A 17,588-nucleotide genomic window follows, 5' to 3' on the forward strand; every position below is an offset into this window, starting at 1 on the left:
TGCCCGGCGGCACACCGCCGGAGACGGCGGGGGACATGCATGAAAAACGCGGCGCACGGAGTTCTTCCGTGCGCCGCGCCGTATTCGCGGATGTGTCGGAAACCTGCGGGGCGCGGAGCCCCGCGTGCCTGCGTCAGCCCTTCCTTGCCAGGCCCAGCCGGGCCACCACGGCCTCGGCGGCGGCCAGGGTGTACGCCTCGGGCGACAGGCGCGCCTTGTCCTCGGGGCTGACCACCAGCGCGGGCGCGTTGGACAGGGCGGGGTCCGGGGTCACGCCGTACTCGGGCGGGAAACTGTTGGTGAAGTACATGTCCTGAAAGCCCGCGAACTTCAGGCTGTGCGCCGTGGCGTCGAGCACGGCGTGCTCGTCGGGCGAGACCAGGCCCAGTTCCCGGGCCTTGATCAGCCCGGCCAGGCATTCGCCGCCCTGGGTGCAGGCGATGTGCCCGTGGCGGTTGCCCCGGATCATGGCGTCCATGATCTCCTGCTCGGTCACCTGCACCACGCAGAAGGCGCGCTCGCCGCCCTTGGCGATGAACCTGTCCGCCAGCGCCTTCACGCGCGGGAAGGACACCGGGTTGCCGATCATGGCGGCCTGGGCCACGCTGGGCTGCACGGTGACGGGGGTGTAGGTGCGCTTGGCCGGGTCCGTCTGGCTGTAGTAGCGCCACACCGGGTCGGCATGGTGCGACTGCACGCCGATGACCCTGGGCAGGGCGTCGATGACGCCTAGGCGCAGCAGTTTCAGGAAGCCCGCCATGATGGCCGTGACGTTGCCCGCATTGCCGATGGGCACGAACACGCACTGGCCCTTCATGTCCCAGCCGTACCACTGGGCCACCTCGAAGGCGTAGGATTCCTGGCCCAGGATGCGCCAGCTGTTCTTGGAGTTCAGCAGGGCCACCCGGTAGTTTTCGGCCAGGTGCTCGACCACCTTCATGCAGTCGTCGAACACGCCGGGAATCTCCAGCACCGTGGCCCCGCTGCCCAGCGGCTGCGAAAGCTGCTGCGGGGTGACCTTGCCGTGGGGCAGCAGCACCACCGACTTCACCGGCCCGCCCACGTACGAGGCGTACAGCGCGGCGGCGGCCGAGGTGTCGCCGGTGGAGGCGCACACGGTGAGCACCTCGTCCCAGCCGTGCTTGCGCACCAGCGCCTTCAGGTAGCTGAACGCGCAGGCCATGCCCCGGTCCTTGAACGATGCGCTGGGGTTCTGCCCGTCGTTCTTGAAGGCGAAGGGGACGCCCACTCCGTCGCGCAGGGCGGGGGCCGCCTCCACGATGGGGGTGTTGCCCTCGCCCAGGTACACGATGTCCTCTTCTTCCAGCACCGGGGCCATCAACTCGTAGAAGCGGAAGATGCCGCGCAGGGCGGTGGTGCGGGTGGCGGCGCGGGCGTCGAACAGGGCGCGCCATTCAGGTCCGGTGCGCAGGGCCGCCAGCCTGTCGAAATCGAGGTCTTCGAGCAGGTACACCCCGCCGCAACCGGGGCAGGTGTACAGCAGTTCGTCGATGCCGCGGCGCTCTCCGCAGCCGAGGCAGACGTACTCCATCCGCGTGCGCGCGGACGGAAAGTCGTGGCCGGGTGCGGGACAGGGCATGGGGCTGGGCATGGGGCAGGACATGGGACCGGTCTCCTTGGTTCCTTGGCTATCTCGTGATGCGATTGCGTTGTGGCGTCGGCCAGCCCGCCCCGGTCACGGGGCCTCCGTGCGGCGGGCAGTGCGGAACCGGACGCCCGGAAAACTACTTGTCCGGCGTGGCGCCGGGTTCGCCGTGCGCGGCGCAGCCGCACCCGCAGGGGGCCTGCCCGTCTGTCTCAGCGGCCGGGGCGGCGGCATCGTCAGCCGTGCAGCCACTGCCCGCCGCGTCGTGGTGCTTCTTCTGCCAGGGCTTTTCCTCGCCGCGCGCCAGCCGTCCGATGTTCTCGCGGTGGCTCCAGTACACCAGGGCCATGACCACCAGCGCCAGCGGCAGCAGCTTCCACTTGCCGTAGATCAGCAGGAACACGGGCAGGGCCGTGACCAGGGTCAGCGAGCCCAGCGAGACGAAGCCCGAGCGCCAGATGACCAGCAGGCAGGCGATGCCCGCCAGCACCAGTTGCCAGAAGGCCAGCGGAATGAACACGCCCACCGTGGTGGCCACCGCCTTGCCCCCCTTGAAGCCCAGGAAGCAGGAATGCAGGTGGCCCAGCAGGGCGGCCAGCGCCGTCAGGCTGTGGAAAAACGTGGAATCGCTGAACGACAGGGCGATGGCCACGGGCAGCGCACCCTTCAGCGCGTCGCAGACCAGGGTGGCCACGCCCCACTTGGCGCCGCACAGCCGGGCCACGTTGGTGGCCCCCACGTTGCGGCTGCCGCCGGTGCGCGGGTCCACCCCGCAGAAGGTGCGGGCGAACACCAGCCCGAAGGGAATGGAGCCCATGACGTAGGCGATGGCGATCCAAAGCAGGTTACCCATCATGATCGTGCCTCCTGCGGGGGCTGGGTGGGTGGAATGTCGCGGTGGCGGCCACCGTGGTCGCGGGCGCGCCGTCCCTGCCGGGAGGCTGCGTCCGCCGGACTCACAATGCCGTCACTCTTCTTCCGCGTCCAGTATCTGGATTTCGTTGTTCAGGGGGTGGATCTTGCCCACCCGCACCCGGAAGTGCTGGCCGGGGTTCACCTTGTCGCCGAAGGTGGCGCGCCGCCCGCGCAGGAACAGCTGTTCGCGCGGCAGGCTGACGGTGACGAAGGCGTCGTTCTCTTCCGTGACCACGGCGTGCCACCACGTCTTGTCGCCCTTCTGGCGAAAGTGCAGCAGCTTCCAGTAGCGCGGGCGGAAGCGCTGCACCTGCCCGGCCGCGTCCAGCCGGGCGTTCAGCAGGGGCAGCATGGCGTCCAGTTCGTCGCGGGTCCAGCGGCCCTGCCCGGTGGCCAGGGCGTGCAGCACCTGGGTTTCGTTGATCAGGTCGGGGTAGCGGCGCAGCGGCGAGGTGACCGGGCTGTACGCGGGCACCCCGATGCCCGCGTGGGGTCGGGGCGAGGTTTCCAGCAGCGACGAGGCCAGGGCCTTGACCACCCGCGCCACCTCGTGCGGGGCGCGCCACACCCCGGCGTATTCGCGGGGGATGCCCACGTCCTGGGTGCGGTGCAGCAGGGCCACGCGGTTTTCCCCGGCCCAGCGGGCCACCCCGGCGTTGGCGAGGATCATCATCTCGGCCACGATGGACTGGCTGCGCGGCGTGGCGGGCTGGTCCGCGATGTCCACCATGGTGGCCGCGCCCTCGCCGGACAAGGTCACCTTGGGATCGTCGCGTTCGATGATCACCGCCCCGCGCCCGATGCGGTGGGCTTGCAGCGCGCGGGCCAGCCTGTCGGCCACGGCCAGCCTGTCCGCGTGGGGCGCGGCCGCGTTGTCCGGCAGGGGGGCGGGCGCGGCGGTGGCGTCGTCCGCCGCGTCCCGCGCGTCGGGGTCGCCCGCCAGCATGGCCGCCATCAGGTCGTCGCCGGGGGGCGGGGCCGATTCGGCGGGAGTCATGGCGGTCAGGCAGGCTTCGCAATCCTCGTAGGTCAGGTTGGCGGCAAGGTTCACCCATGCGCCGCCGGGCACGCAGGATTGCAGTTCGCCGTCCGGGCCGACTTCCATGGCCAGCACCAGCGCGGGCCGGTCCTGCCCGGCCAGCAGGCTGAAGAAGCCGGTGCCCAGTTCTTCGGGCAGCATGTGGTGGGTGGCTTCCGGCAGGTAGATGCTGGTGGCGCGGCGCAGCACCGCCTTGTCCAGTTCGCTGCCGTAGGGCCAGGCCAGGGCCGGGCAGGCCAGGGCCAGCCACAGCCGGAAGCCCCCGTCGCCGCGCGGTTCGATGTGGAAGGCGTCGTCGATGTCGCGGGTGGTGGCCGAGTCTATGGAGATGAACGGGGTGTCCAGCGGTTCGCGCCGGGCGGATTGCACGGCCGCGCGCAGGGCGGCGATGTCGCCCTCGTGGCGGCTGGCCCAGCCGTTGCCGGGGTCGTAGCCCGCGCGGTCCATCCAGAAATTGTGGTGTTCGGGCACCAGGCCCCAGGTTTTCGCCAGGTGCAGGGCCAGGTGCGGGTCGTCGGGCAGGCCCTTGGTCACCTGCTTCCAGACCGCCTCGGAGTCGTGGTCGTCCGGGTCGGCCAGGCGGGTCATGACCAGCGCGGCCAGTTGTTCGGCGATGTCCGGGGCGGGGCGTTCCGGCGAGGTTTCCGGCGGCAGGGTGCGGCGGCGCGAGTGCACGTCCCACAGGATGCGTACGAACTCGTGCCCGGCGGCCACCAGGGCTTCGCGCTGGCGGGTGGCCTCCTGCTCGGCCATGCGGGCGTCCACCTTTTCGGCGGTGTAGACCTCGAAGTCGGGCGGCTGGAACTTGAAGTGGGTCTTGCAGGCCAGCATGGCGCGGCCCAGGGCGGCCAGGTCGTCCACTTCGGGGGCTTCCCACAGCAGTTCCGCGAACCATTCCAGCGAGGCGCGGTCCACCTCGCCCTGGGCCAGGGTCCAGAGGTCCAGCGGGTCGAGGGTGGTTTCGCGGTCGTCGCGGCGCTGGCGGTGCAGTTCCAGCAGGTCGATGATCTGCTGGCGGCCGTAGTCGCCGGAGTAGACCGGGCCGGACCAGGGCAGCAGGCGGTTGGTGGCGAGCTTGGTTTCGCGGCGGTTGGCCAGCAGCAGGCGCAGCTTGCCCGCCTGTTCTTCGAGCACCCAGGCCGTTACCGGGCGGTTGCCCTGCATGAATTCCACGATGCACCCCGGGCCGGGGTAGCGCACGATGCCGGATGGTGCCGCCATGTTTCCCGCTTGGTTTGGTGGGTGAAGCCTGCCGTTGGGCTGGATGAGGGTTGGGGTGGTGGTGCCGCGTGGTTTAGCGCGGTGCGCCATGTCAGCGCGGTGGCGCTGCGGGCGGAATTCGCGCTTTGCGGACGCCATCCGTAAGGCTCGCAAGCTCGCCTAACGGCTGCCGCCTTTTGGCGCCGGACTGCGTTGAATCAAGATTTTTGATGCTCACGTACAAGAGTACAGCGCTGCTTTCGCCATCCGTAAGGTTCGCGCGTTGCGCTCGCCTAACGGCTGCCGATCTGCGCTCAAAAACCTAGATTCGCCTTGTCCGGCGGGCAAAACTCGTAATTCCTTGCATCGCCCCCGCACCAGCCACCCGCAGCGGAAGACCGCTGCGGGGTATAAGGAAGTCTTTTCGTATTCGACGCCAGAGGGCGAAAGAACACGTTGCGGGCACGCCCTAATGCTTGAACGACCGCTGCCCCGTAAAAACCATGGCGACCTGCGGCGAAGCCTCGTTCACGGCCATGATCACTTCGTGGTCGCGCATCGAGCCGCCGGGCTGGGCGATGGCGGCGACGCCCTGGGCCAGGGCCACGTCCACGCCGTCGCGGAAGGGGAAGAACCCGTCGGAGACCAGCACGGTGCCGGGCAGGCCGCCGCGTTCGTCCTGGGTGCGGCGTTCGATGGCGGCCAGCGAGTCGGCCAGGGCCGGGTCGTGCGCGGCCTTCTGCTTCAGTTCGTACAGCGAGCAGTTGTGCGCGGCGAAGGCCAGCGAGTCGGCGTACTTGGTGTAGGCCTTGTGGATGGCCAGTTCCACGCAGCCCACCCGGTCCTGTTCGCCGGTGCCGATGGCCACGGTGGCGCCGCCCTTGGCGAAGATCACCGAGTTGGACGTGACGCCCGACTCCACGGCCCAGGCGAACAGCAGGTCGTCGGCCTCCTGCTTCGAGGGGGCGCGGGCGGTGACGGTGACGCCGTCCTTGCTGGTGGCCTCGGCGGGCAGGAAGTCGGCCACGGTGCGGATGCGGTTGCGGAACGAATGCTGGATGACCATGCCGCCGTCGGTCAGGCTCTTGATGTCCAGGAACGGCGCGTCGGCGAAATGTTCGAGTTTGGCGAGGCCGGGCATGCGCAATATGCGCAGGTTCTTGCGGGTCTGCAGCAGTTCCAGCACGCCGGGTTCGAAGTCGGGCGCGGCCACCACCTCGAAGTAGTTGGCGGCGATGAGTTCGCCCGCGGCGCGGTCCAGCGGTCGGTTGACCACCACGGCCCCGCCGAAGGCGGCGATCCTGTCGCACTGGTAGGCCTTGTCCAGCGCGTCGGCCACGCCAGCATCGGACCAGGCGGCCCCGCACGGGTTGTTGTGCTTCAGGATCACGGCGGCGGGCCGCGCGGCGAGGTATTGCAGGATGTTCACCCCGTTGTCCACGTCGGTCAGGTTGGTCTTGCCGGGGTGCTTGCCCGCCTGGACCATGTGTTCCTCGGCGATGGCCGAGACCAGGCCCTGCCCGGCCGCGCGGAAGGCCACGCCGCCAAGGGTCAGGCCGCCTTCGGCCAGTTCGTACAGGGCGGCGGGCTGGTCGGGGTTTTCGCCGTAGCGCAGGCCCTTGCGTTCACCGTCGATGGTCCAGGTGCGCTTGCGGTAGGTCAGGGTGGTGTCGCCCAGCGTCAGGGTGAGGGAATCCGGAAACGGATCGTCCTGCAGGGTGCGGTACATGTCCTTGAGGCTGGCGGGCTTCGGCGAAGTCATGACGGGCTCCGGCAAGGGCGGCGCGGCCCGGCCACGCGGGGCGCATCCGGTGCGCGCGGGGCGGCCGGGTGCGGCGTGCCGGGTACGGCGGGCCTGCGCCCGGCGGCGAGGCCGGGCGGAAAGGGCGTTATCGGGGGCGGAAACGGCGCGGCATGCGCAACGCCCCGCCACGGGGCGGGGCGCGGTCGCCTTCCGGGCTGCGACAGCGGGAATGCTAGCACAGCCCGCAAGGGCGGGCAATTTCCATTTGAACCGGCATCCGGATTGGCGTAGCCTGCGGGGCACGGCGCGGCCCGCGCACCGGCGCGGATGTTTCGACGTTCCGGTCGACGTTCCGGTCGGCGTTCCGGCCGCCCCGCACCCACCCCGCATGAAGGAGCGACGACCGCATGGAGCGCATGCTGCAAAAGCTGGCACAGCAACTGAACGCCTACGACGAGGCGTCGCTGATGTCGCTGTGGGACCGCTACGCCACCGTGGTGGACCGCTTCGAACCCACCAAGCGGTGGGAAGAGGCCGCGCTGGTGCTCAGCCTGATCCAGGCGGTGCGCTGGAAGAACCAGCTGTTCAACCACCACTGGGCCGCGGCGGCCCGGCCCGAGGGCGAGCCCGTGGGGGTTCCGCCCCGCATGGCCTTCAGCCTGGAGCCGGTGGCCGAAAAGGACGGCCCCGCCCTAGACGGCGGGCCAGCGGACGGGAACGGCGTCCAGAAGCGGCGCAAGGTGCTCAGCTTCCGGCCGCGAGAGGACGACTAGCCCGTTGAGTATGTAATAGTAGTAGCGCACGCTTTCCACGAACGCCACGGCCTCGTAGCCACGACAGTACCCGTACCGGGTGAGGGCGTGGTAGCGGGGCCGCGCCAGTTTGGGGAAGGTTTCCTTCAGTTCGCGCCAGGTGCGGCCGGAGCCGCCCAGTTGCTGGTCCAGGCGGATGGCGTCGCGCAGGTGTCCCGGCCCCTGGTTGAAGGCGGCCAGGGTGAAGAACCAGCGGTCCCACGGTTGCAGGTCCAGGTCGTCCAGGCTGTCCCACAGCATGCGCAGGTAGCGCGCCCCGCCCCGGATGGACTGGCTGGGGTTCATGCGGTTGACTTTCAGCAGCAGGGCCGTGTTCTGGGTAAGCTGCATGATGCCGCGCACCCCGGTCTTGCTGCGGGCGGACGCATCGAAGCGCGATTCCTGGAAGATCACGGCGGACAGCAGCAGCGGGTCGATGTTGCTCTGGGCGGCGGCGCGGCTGATGGTGGGGGCGTGGGCGGGCAGCTTTTCGGCCACCACGGTCATCAGGTCCATCAGGTCGAAGATGTCGACTGGCCCTGCATATTCGCCGTCTTCCGGCACGCCCAGCGATTCGGGCAGAAAGCCGAAGTAGCGCTCGGTCAGGTCGTCCAGCAGGGTATCCGCCGGGGCGGTGCGCATCCGCCAGAATTCGGTCAGCCGGGTGGCCAGGGGGGCGTCGTCGCCGCGCCAGTACCAGTGGTAGGACAACGGCTTGCCCGTGGCCCGGCCCGCCGTGGGTTCCGCCATGAAGGGCTGCCACAGCCGCCACGAATCGCCGTCCACCAGCGCGTGGCGGGTGGCGTCGGGGGCGGGCTGGGTGGCGGTCCGGGTGGTGGCCGAAGCCTCGGCGGCCACGGCTGCGGACAGCGTGGACGGGCCGCCGGATGGCGACAGCAGCCCCGGCACGGCGGGACCGGCGGACGATTCCCAGGCGGTCAGCAGCAGGGCCGAGCGCAGGCTGACGCCGGGCTGGCCGTCCGCCGTGGCGCCGCCGGAGCCGGTATCGCGCAGCACCGCGTTGACGGGTTCGGGCAGGTCCGGTTCCGACCAGCGCACCAGCACCGGGCGGGCATGGTCGTAGGCCGGGCCCGCCACCAGGTCGGTGAGCGGGGTCTGGTCCGCGCCGGTGGCCAGCCGGGCCAGCAGCGCGGCCAGCGAGACGCCGGGCGCGGAATCCGTTTCGGCCGGAGATGTGGCGGCAGCGCCGGATGCCTCATCGCCGTCGCCGGGCCGGGCGTCGAACGCGGTGAAGCCGGAAAGCCCTCCGTTCATGCCGTCGCCGTCATCTGGCGCGGCGCCGAAGCCCACGGCCACGTCGGCGTAGCCGTCGGCCACCAGGCGCAGGGCCTCGTCGCGGTCGTCGGCCTTCACCCAGCGCAGCTCGTAGCCGTAGCGGTCGCAGAAGGCGGTCAGCAGTTCCTGTTCGAAGCCGGGGCCGTAGGGCGAAAGGCGCGTCAGCACCCGTTCGCGGGCGGGGGCGGCCACGCGCAGCACGTCGGAATCGTGCGGCGCGGGCAGCAGGATGAGCAGCAGCAGGAACGCCTGGGCAATGCCGAGGCCGAACAGCGCGAAGCGTTCCCTGGTGGTGAAGATAGGATTGTGCATGCGGTACGCTGGGCCGACGGGTGGAGAACGGCGAGGCGGAGGAGAGCGGGTGGCCGGGTGCGCGGGCGGCCTGTGCGGTCGGGGGGCGGAAGGGGCGTTCGCCTGCGGCGGGCCTGCTTCCGTGCGCGGGGGTGGCCGTCGGGCCGTGGGTTGTGCGGCGTGGCGCGGAGCGGCGCGGGGGCGCCGTTTTTCCGGGGGGCCTTGGCCCGCCGGAGGGGTTCCGGCACGTCCGCGTGCGGACGATTTTTGCCGCCGGGGTCGGATCGGCAGCAGTTCCGTTGACTTCCGGGAAGTCACGGGATAAGACATGATGCCTTTTCTGCGCGCCTTCGGCAAGAGCCGGAGCCGCAGGGTGGCACTCAATGTCACAAGGAGTGGGAAATGTCAAACGTGGTCGTGATGGGCGCCCAGTGGGGCGATGAGGGCAAGGGCAAGATCGTCGATCTGCTGACCCGCAAGTGCGACGTGATCGTGCGCTTCCAGGGCGGCAACAACGCCGGGCACACCGTGCTGGTGGGCGACAGGCAGTACATCCTGCACCTCATTCCCTCGGGCATCCTGCATCCGGGCAAGAAATGCCTCATCGGCAACGGCGTGGTGCTCGACCCCGCGGTGTTCTGCCGCGAGGTGGAAACCCTGCGCGGCCAGGACGTGGACGTTTCCCCGGCGCGGCTGATGATCAGCCGCAAGACCCACGTGATCATGCCCTACCACAAGGCGCTGGACATGGCCCGCGAGCGCCACAAGTCCAACGAGTCCAAGATCGGCACCACCGGCCGGGGCATCGGCCCCTGCTACGAGGACAAGATGTCGCGCATCGGCATCCGCGCCGCCGACCTTGCCATGCCCGAATTGCTGCGCGCCAAGATCGAGGCCGCGCTGCTGGAAAAGAACGCCCTGCTGGCCGGTCTGTACGGCGGCGAGCCCATGACCGTGGACGCGGTGTTCGACGAGATCATGGCCGTGGCCCCGCGCGTGGTGCCCCACCTGGCCGACGTCACCGCGGAGATCGAGGCCGCCTGGGCGGCGGGGCAGCACGTGATGTTCGAGGGCGCCCAGGGCACCCACCTGGACATCGATCACGGCACCTACCCGTTCGTCACCTCGTCCAACACGGTGTCGGGCAACGCGTCGGCGGGCAGCGGCGTCGCGCCCACCCGGCTCGACCGCATCGTGGCCATCGTCAAGGCGTACACCACCCGCGTGGGCGCCGGGCCCTTCCCCACCGAACAATTGAACGACGCGGGCGACTACCTGCAACAGAAGGGGCATGAATTCGGCGCCACCACCGGCCGCAAGCGCCGCTGCGGCTGGCTGGACGCGGTGGTGCTGCGCGAGGCCGTGCGCCTGAACGGCCCCACCGACATCGCCCTGACCAAGCTGGACGTGCTGTCGGGCCTCAAGGAACTGAAGATATGCACCGCCTACGAATACCAGGGCTCCACCATCACCGTGGCCCCGCAGGAACAGAACGGCATGGCCCACGTCACCCCGGTGTACGAGACCATGCCCGGCTGGGACGAGGACATCACCGGCTGCACCACCTGGGAAAGCCTGCCCGAGGTCACCCGCGCCTACATCGCCCGCATCGAGGCGTTGACCGGCGTGCGCGTGAGCCTGGTGTCCGTGGGGCCGGAGCGCGACCAGACCATCAGCCGGGGCTGGTAGGTCCCGGCGGCGGAATATCCATCCGAAGGGGCGGCGCGTGCCGCCCCTTTTGCATGGCCTGCCCCGAAGCGCCCCCGAAGCGCCTCCGGAACGGCCCCTCGCACAAGCATGGACGGCCCCCCGCGCCTTCGGGTAGCATGGCCCGGAGCCTCCGGAACATCTTTCGTCCCCGCAGCGGAATCAGCATGGCCAACGACACCTCCACCACCGTACCCAAGCGCGGCCGCGCCGCCGCCGCCGCAACGGACGCCCCGCCCGCGCCGCCGGACCCGCGCCAGGCCGTGGCCCCGCTGCTGGACCCCCGGCACCGGCGCACCGTGGGCCACCTGCACGCGCTGGCCGCCTCGCCGCCGCAGGTGGTGCTGGCGGAGGGCGGCACCGGGCCGGAGCGCATGGCCCTGGCCCTGTACTGGGCGGCGCTGCTGAACTGCGAGGCCCCGGACGATGCCCCCGATGCCCCCGATGCTCCGGACGAGGCGCGCCCCTGCCTGGCCTGCCCGTCGTGCACGCGCATGGCCGGGGGCGGCCACCGCGACCTCGTGGTGCTGGACGGCAACAAGCCCAGCGCCGAGGAAGGTTCCTTCTCCATAGAGAACGTGCGCGCGCTGCGCGGCCTTTTGGGCGAGCCCCCGCGCGAGGGCCGCAGGCGCGTGGTGGTGCTGGTGGATGCCCACACCCGCGTGGAGGCGGCCAACGGCCTGCTGAAATCGCTGGAGGAACCCCGCCCCACCACCTGCTTCGTGCTGCTGGCCCCCCAGCGCGAACGGCTGCTGCCCACCCTGGTGTCGCGCAGCTTCGTGCTTACCCTGGCCTGGCCCACCGATGCCCTCCCGCCGTCCCCGGCGGTGCGCGACTGGCTGGACGCGCTGGTGGAGTTCATCCAGACCGGAGGCGGCTGGATGGAACGGACGTCCAGAAAGGGCGATCTGGACGCCCCCCTGGCCGCCGCCGTGGTGCTGCACTGCCAGCGCGCCCTGGCCGACGTGCTGGCCGGACGCGCCGCCGATCCCCTGGGCCGCCTGCTGGCCGAGCGCATGGACCCGGCCCGGCTGCGCCGCTGCGACGAAGCCCTGGCCGCCGCGCAGGAAGCCCTGTCCCTGAGCCCCAGCCCGGTGAACCCGGCCCTGGTCATGGACTGGCTGGCCACGCGGCTGTTTCTGGGGGTGCGCTGAGCGATTCCGGCCCCGTGGTCCCCTCCGCCGGGGCATGCGCGCGCGTCTCCCTCCCGGAACGTGCGGTTCCCCCGCCGTCACGTGCGCCTTCCCCGCCTTCGCGCCTTCCCCATCCCGTCCGTCCCGCAAGCCCCCAACGAACGCCGCCGCTCGCCTGGCGTGACCCGCCCTGCCGCGCGCGGCAGGGAAAATCCCCACGGGAAATGCGGACAACAGTCCGTAACATAACATCTTTTTTGAGGGCTTTCGGCGCGGACCGGCCCGTGCGGCATTGCGCGCCCCCTGCCGAGCGTGTAGCATCCGGGCATCCACACGGACATATGCCGCGCCGGGGAGGCCGCATGAACATGACCGCAGAAGTGCCGCGCACGGTGCTGATCATCGAAGACAGCAACGTGCAGTCAAAAATCATCCGCAAGCAGATTCAGGCGCTTACCCAGTTCGACACCCTTATCGCCCACACCATGCAGGATGCCGAGACCCTGCTGCGCGAGCACGGCCAGCGGATCTTCATCGCCGTCATCGACCTGAACCTGCCGGACGCCCCCGACGGCCAGGCCGTGGACCTGTGCCTGGCCTGGAAGGTGCCGTCCATCGTGCTCACCGCCACCTTCAACGACGAAATCCGCCGCCGGTTCATCGAGCGGCGCGTGGTGGACTACTTCTTCAAGGGCTCCATCCAGGACATGGACCCCATGGTGGCCAGCCTGGAGCGGGTGTTCAAGAACCAGTTCCTTACCGTGCTGGTGGTGGACGATTCGCGCACCCAGCGCGCCCAGATCCGCAAGCTGCTGGAAGTGCAGCGCTTCCGCGTGCTGGAAGCCGGGGACGGGGTGGAGGCGTTGGCCGTGTTCGAGGAGCATCCCCATACCCGCCTGGTCATCACCGACTACCAGATGCCCAACATGGACGGCATCGAACTGGTGCGCGAACTGCGCGGCCGCCACAAGATGGACCGCGTGGCCATCATCGGGGTGTCCTCGGTGGGGTCCGGCCCGCTCACCGCGCAGTTCCTCAAGAACGGGGCCAACGACTTCCTGACCAAGCCCTTCGAGGTCGAGGAGTTCTACTGGCGCGTCAACCACAACATGGACGTGCTGGACATGATCTGCGACCTCAAGTCGTGCATGGAGTCGTTGGAAACGCGCTGAGGCGCGCGCGGCGCGACAGGGAGGAGGCATGGCGTCGCGGGACGCGCACATCTCGCCGGGATGTCCGCCTGGATATCTGCCGGGACGTCCGCCGGGCATGGATCCGCGCCGCGTGGTGGACACGCACGGCGGCGCCCCCGCCCGCGACGCCGACGCCGCCCGCGTCGGCAAATCCGCCCGTGGCCCGGTGCTGTACTGGATGCACCGCGAGCACCGCGCCCGCGACAACTGGGCGTTGCTGCACGCCCACGCGGAGGCCGCCCGGCTGGGCGTGCCCCTGGCCGTGGCGTGGTGCCTTGCGGACAGCTTTCTGGGCGCCGCCATCCGCCAGTTCGGCTTCCTGCTGCGCGGTATGGCCGAGACCTCGCGCCATCTGGCGGCGGCGGGGATCCCGCTTGTCGTGCTGCGCGGCAATCCGCCGCAAGAGGTGGTGCGCTATGCCCGTTCTGTGGCCGCCTCGCTGGTGGTCACCGATTTCGACGTGCTGCGGGTGAAACGGGCGTGGCTGGCATCCGCCGCGCGGGGGCTGGCGGGATTCTGTCCCCTGCGCGAGGTGGACGGCCGCAACGTGGTGCCCTGCCGGGTGGCCTCGCCCAAGCGCGAATACGCGGCCCGCACCCTGCGTCCCAACATCCATCGCCTGCTGCCGGAATTCCTGACTTCCATCCCCGCGTTGCCGCCCGCGCCCGCAACGCCATGGACGCTGCCTGTCCCCGAGGTGGACTGGGCGGCCCTGCGCGACGGCCTGCCCGTGGACCGCTCCGTGGGCGAGGTGGGCTCGCTGCCCGGCATTCCGGACATCGTGCCCGGCGAGGACGCGGCCCGCGCCACGCTGGACGACTTCATCCGCACCCGCCTGCACCGCTACCACCTGCGCAACGACCCCAACGCGGGCGCGGTGTCCGGCCTTTCGCCGTACCTGCACTTCGGCATGCTGTCCGCCCAGCGGGCCGCGCTGGCGGCACAGGCCCATGCCGGGGCGCCGGACGACTGCCGCGCTTCCTTCCTGGAAGAACTGATCATGCGGCGCGAACTGGCCGACAATTTCTGCCTGCATGCACAGGACTACGACGCCGTCACCTGCTTCCCCGGCTGGGCGCTGGCCACCCTGGACAAGCACCGCCGCGACCCGCGCCCGGCCCTGTACGACGAGGGGCAACTGGCCGCCGCACGCACGGCCGACCCGCTGTGGAACGCGGCCCAGACGGAAATGGTGCTCACCGGGCGCATGCACGGCTACCTGCGCATGTACTGGGCCAAGCAGATCCTGTTGTGGTCGCCCACGCCCGAAGACGCCATGCGCACGGCCGTGGCCCTGAACGACCGCTACTTTCTGGATGGCCGCGACAGCAACGGCTACACCGGCATTGTCTGGTCCATGGGAGGGGTGCACGACAGGCCGTGGGGCGAACGGCCCGTGCAGGGCACCATCCGCTCCATGACCTGCAACGGGGCGCGCTCCAAGTTCGACGTGGGCGCGTACGTCCGGCGCATGCAGGCGCTGCGCGGCGATGCCGGGGAGCAGGGGACGTCGGCCTGAGCGGGACGCCGGGGCGGTCATGCGGCCGAAGCCCGGTGAGGTGGGAAAGACAGGCATGAGACGGCCGGGGGCGGGCCCAAGGGGCGCCCCCCCCCCGGCGGTTTCGTCGTGCGCGCGGGTGTTCCGGGTGGCTGCGGGCGGGGGCGCTACCCGGCCTGCGCGCGCAACGGCGATTCGAAGATATCGAAGGGGATGGCGGCGCGCATGGATTCCAGGAAGGCGCGCATCTCCCGTTCCTGATGGGGCGAGAACACGATCTTCAGCACCGCGTCGGCACCCGTGCCGGGGGCGGTGCCGTTCGTGTCCGCGCCGATTTCGTCGTCCGCGCATCCTGCCGCGCCCACGGTCCCGCCGCCCCCAACGCCCCCAATTCCCCCAACACCACGGTCGAGCACGGTCATGTAGCCCAGGTTGTCCTGCGCCTCCAGCAGGAAGCGGAACATGGCGATGTGCCGGGGCGCGACGCGCGCGTACAGCCGCGAGGATTCGCGCGGCGGCGGCAGCGGCGGGGCGGGCTTGCGGGGGCGTTTGCGGGCCACGGGGTCTCCTGGGGAGAGGTAGGGTGGTGGGTAGGGTTTTTGGGGGTAAAGCGGGCGGGCGCGATGATGCGCCGTTCAGGGAAATGCTGTCAAGGCGGAACACCTTGTCGGACAGGGCATGGTTGGGATGGGAGCCGCCAGTGTGTCGTTGCGTTGGTAAGTGCTTGCAATGGGGAGAGCGCCCCATGGGTTTGCACGGTGAACCACGAAAAAATGTGCACAAACAGCGAAATGATGCGGGAGTGCGATGCATGTTGCACTGGTGCCTTTTTCGAGTGGCGTGAATTCATGGATAAAAGTTCGAATCCTTCTTTTTTGAAAACCCTACTTTTCGATGAATTTGTCCAAAACATGTTGAAAAGCGCATTTTGTGTGTTTATCTATACGACTCGCTGAAGAGAATTTGCGTATGGAATAGCATTCTGAAATCAACCACGACAGAGCATCCCGGACCGTTGCGTCACGGGAAATTCGCCGCCGGTGCGCATCGCGCTGGCTAGGCCACCTACGTGCCATGTGCACGTGATACTATAAAGAAGTGGAGTATGACTGCAAACATGAACATGACGACTGGAACAACGCCCCCCAATACTGTCGGCCCCCGGATGGCGCTCGTCGCTCCGGGGGCAGGCGGCGAGATGCGGCTGGAAGTCGCCGCCGACATGACCTTCCAACTCGATGGTTCCATGGACGCCGCCACGCTGGCGCGCCAGGGCGACGACCTGGTCTTTTCCTTTGAGAACGGCGGCAGCGTGGTGCTGACCGGATTCTTCGAAGGCGAGACGGGCCTGCGCCTCGGCTTCGAGAAGCAGGACGGAACCCTGCTCACGGGCAAGGACTTTCTGACCGCGCTGGCTCCCGACCTGGTGCCCGCCGCCGGCGAAGGCGCGGCCGGGCAGCAGGGCAGTGGCGTGGGCGACTATGCCGACGACGCGGGCAACCTGATCGGCGGCGTGGACCGCCTGGACGGGCTGGGGCCCGACGCGTTCGCCGTGGCCGCGCTGCCCGGCCTTGACGCGGTTTCGAGCGGTGCGGCCGACGCCTCCGGCGGTACTGACGGCGGCGGCGGAGGCGGGGGCGGCACCGGTCCGGAACCCGGCGCCAGCTACCACGCCCGTCTGGTGGTAAGCAACACCAGCGCCAACTCGTTCGAATTCACCGCCGTGGACGCCGACGGCAACCTCATAACGGATGCGTCCAGGCTGTCCCTCAGCCTTGGCAATGCCTCCGGCTATTTCAACGAGCCCGTCATCGATCCCGCCACCGGCAAGATCGTCATTACCCTGACGCCGGCCGGCCTGGCCGCCCTGGCGGCGGGCGAGACGTTCGACGACATCCTTACCGTGAGCATAGACGGCAACGACTACCCCATGCACCTCGTGGGCAACGGCAGCGGGCCCGGCTACGACTACGTGCCCACGGAAGCGGGCGCGGGCCTTCCCGGTCCGTTGCAGGCGGAATGGTACGCCTCCGACGGGGCGGAGGTCGGCCAGGCGGACATCATCCTGGGCGGCGTCCACTACAATCAGGTGGACATCTCGCAGGCGCTGAACGGCGCGGCTTCGCCCAGCGTGTGGAATTCGCACATCGACACCACCGCCGGGGCACGGGCCGTCATCAACATCCACAACGAAAACGCCGCGGGCTCCGCCTACGGCATGAGAACGTACGCCGCCACGGGCGGCGGGGACGTAGCCTCCTCCATCAAGGGCGGCGACAACAGCACGATCAGCATCTCCGCCGAGTCCGGCACGACCGGGGCGTTCGGCCTGGTCGCCAACACCCAGGGCAACAACGGCCCCGAAAAGACGGTCACGACCATCGAGGGCGGTTCCATCTCCTTCGACGTGGCGGGCGTGCAAAATAACGTGTCCGGCATCTACGCGGCCGCCAACGCCGATGTGCGCGTCACGGCCAAGGACGACCTGGAGTTCCGCATCGAATCCACGGGCGGGGACGGCAAGACCAACGCCGCCACCGCCGCCACGGCCACGGGCGCCAACGGCAAGGTGGTCCTGGAAGGGGACGACATCTCGGCCACGGTGCATGCCGAAGCGACCAGCGCCAGCGGGTTCGCCGCCTCCGGCGGGGCCGTGCTGTCCCTGTCCACGTCGCCCTCCGGCACGTTGCAGGTCCACGTCACGCAGGATCATTCCGCCCAGAGGACCTACGACATGGCCCAGGGCGGCGGCTTCACGGCCACGGGCCTGAACGCGCGCAACGGCTCCATCAGCGTGGCGAGTTCCGACATCGACGTCAGCGTCACGGTCACGGATGCCCAGAACCACGGCACCGGCACGGCCGCCGCGCTGTACGCCGGATGGCAGGGCGCCAAGCTCGAGATCACCGGGCAGGCCGACCAGGCCAACCGCATGGCCTTCGCGGCGGAAGTCCCGGACTACGCCTTCGGGGCCATCAGCACCAACGACAACGCCAGGATGCGCATCACGGGCGGCGACCATGACGACGTGGTCACCTTTTCCGCCACCGCCGAGAATCGCGGCGCGTTCGGCATCGCCGCGCAGGCGGGGGGGACGCTGACCATCGACGGCGGCGCCGGGAACGACGCCGTGCGCATCGACGCCACGTTCACCGGCTAGGGCCCCAAGGGCGAG

At 69.7% G+C, this 17,588-nt stretch carries 12 protein-coding genes; 6 read left to right on the forward strand and 6 right to left on the reverse strand.

Annotation, left to right across the window (positions count from 1 at the left end; translation table 11 throughout):
• Window positions 1-133: 133 nt before the first annotated feature.
• The 4 genes from thrC to V6B97_RS03375 form a co-directional block, all read right to left on the reverse strand.
• The gene (gene thrC, locus V6B97_RS03360; protein WP_333505127.1) at window positions 134-1,552 is read right to left on the reverse strand and encodes a threonine synthase; all 1,419 of its coding nucleotides are present in this window, start codon (window positions 1,550-1,552) and stop codon (window positions 134-136) included.
• A 193-nt stretch (window positions 1,553-1,745) separates the two neighbouring features.
• Complete coding sequence (plsY, locus tag V6B97_RS03365) at window positions 1,746-2,459, reverse strand: glycerol-3-phosphate 1-O-acyltransferase PlsY (RefSeq protein ID WP_333505079.1); 714 nt, start codon at window positions 2,457-2,459, stop codon at window positions 1,746-1,748.
• 114 nt (window positions 2,460-2,573) lie between these two features.
• Window positions 2,574-4,781, reverse strand: coding sequence for a ribonuclease catalytic domain-containing protein (locus tag V6B97_RS03370; protein ID WP_333505080.1), 2,208 nt, complete (start codon window positions 4,779-4,781; stop codon window positions 2,574-2,576).
• A 448-nt stretch (window positions 4,782-5,229) separates the two neighbouring features.
• On the reverse strand, window positions 5,230-6,522 hold the full coding sequence (locus tag V6B97_RS03375; protein ID WP_333505081.1) for an IMP cyclohydrolase: 1,293 nt from the start codon (window positions 6,520-6,522) through the stop codon (window positions 5,230-5,232).
• Window positions 6,523-6,911: 389 nt separating this feature from the next.
• On the opposite strand from V6B97_RS03375, the gene V6B97_RS03380 reads away from it, so the two are divergent.
• The gene (locus V6B97_RS03380) at window positions 6,912-7,277 is read left to right on the forward strand and encodes a hypothetical protein (RefSeq protein WP_333505082.1); all 366 of its coding nucleotides are present in this window, start codon (window positions 6,912-6,914) and stop codon (window positions 7,275-7,277) included.
• Here the strand turns inward: V6B97_RS03380 and V6B97_RS03385 are convergent.
• On the reverse strand, window positions 7,197-8,903 hold the full coding sequence (locus tag V6B97_RS03385; RefSeq protein WP_333505083.1) for a transglycosylase SLT domain-containing protein: 1,707 nt from the start codon (window positions 8,901-8,903) through the stop codon (window positions 7,197-7,199). The genes V6B97_RS03380 and V6B97_RS03385 overlap by 81 nt on opposite strands.
• 381 nt (window positions 8,904-9,284) lie before the next feature.
• Between V6B97_RS03385 and V6B97_RS03390 the strand changes: the two genes are divergently transcribed.
• The 4 genes from V6B97_RS03390 (at window position 9,285) to V6B97_RS03405 (ending at window position 14,434) form a co-directional block, all read left to right on the forward strand.
• Window positions 9,285-10,571: an adenylosuccinate synthase gene (locus V6B97_RS03390; RefSeq protein ID WP_333505084.1), complete on the forward strand. Its 1,287-nt coding sequence runs from the start codon at window positions 9,285-9,287 to the stop codon at window positions 10,569-10,571.
• A gap of 185 nt (window positions 10,572-10,756) precedes the next feature.
• A complete protein-coding gene (locus tag V6B97_RS03395; RefSeq protein ID WP_333505085.1) occupies window positions 10,757-11,743 on the forward strand; it encodes a DNA polymerase III subunit delta' in 987 nt (328 codons plus the stop codon).
• A gap of 341 nt (window positions 11,744-12,084) precedes the next feature.
• Window positions 12,085-12,894, forward strand: coding sequence for a response regulator (locus V6B97_RS03400; RefSeq protein ID WP_333505086.1), 810 nt, complete (start codon window positions 12,085-12,087; stop codon window positions 12,892-12,894).
• A gap of 97 nt (window positions 12,895-12,991) precedes the next feature.
• Window positions 12,992-14,434 carry a deoxyribodipyrimidine photo-lyase gene (locus V6B97_RS03405; protein ID WP_442935458.1) on the forward strand — a complete coding sequence of 481 codons (1,443 nt, stop codon included), beginning with the start codon at window positions 12,992-12,994 and terminating at the stop codon, window positions 14,432-14,434.
• 146 nt (window positions 14,435-14,580) lie between these two features.
• On the opposite strand, the gene V6B97_RS03410 is transcribed toward V6B97_RS03405, so the two are convergent.
• Window positions 14,581-14,973: a DUF4911 domain-containing protein gene (locus V6B97_RS03410; protein WP_333505087.1), complete on the reverse strand. Its 393-nt coding sequence runs from the start codon at window positions 14,971-14,973 to the stop codon at window positions 14,581-14,583.
• Window positions 14,974-15,611: 638 nt separating this feature from the next.
• Here V6B97_RS03410 and V6B97_RS03415 point away from each other — a divergent pair.
• Window positions 15,612-17,573, forward strand: coding sequence for a hypothetical protein (locus tag V6B97_RS03415; RefSeq protein ID WP_333505088.1), 1,962 nt, complete (start codon window positions 15,612-15,614; stop codon window positions 17,571-17,573).
• Window positions 17,574-17,588: the final 15 nt, after the last annotated feature.

Origin of the sequence: Nitratidesulfovibrio sp. 1201_IL3209 (assembly GCF_036763125.1) — a bacterium.
Lineage (GTDB): Bacteria > Desulfobacterota > Desulfovibrionia > Desulfovibrionales > Desulfovibrionaceae > Cupidesulfovibrio.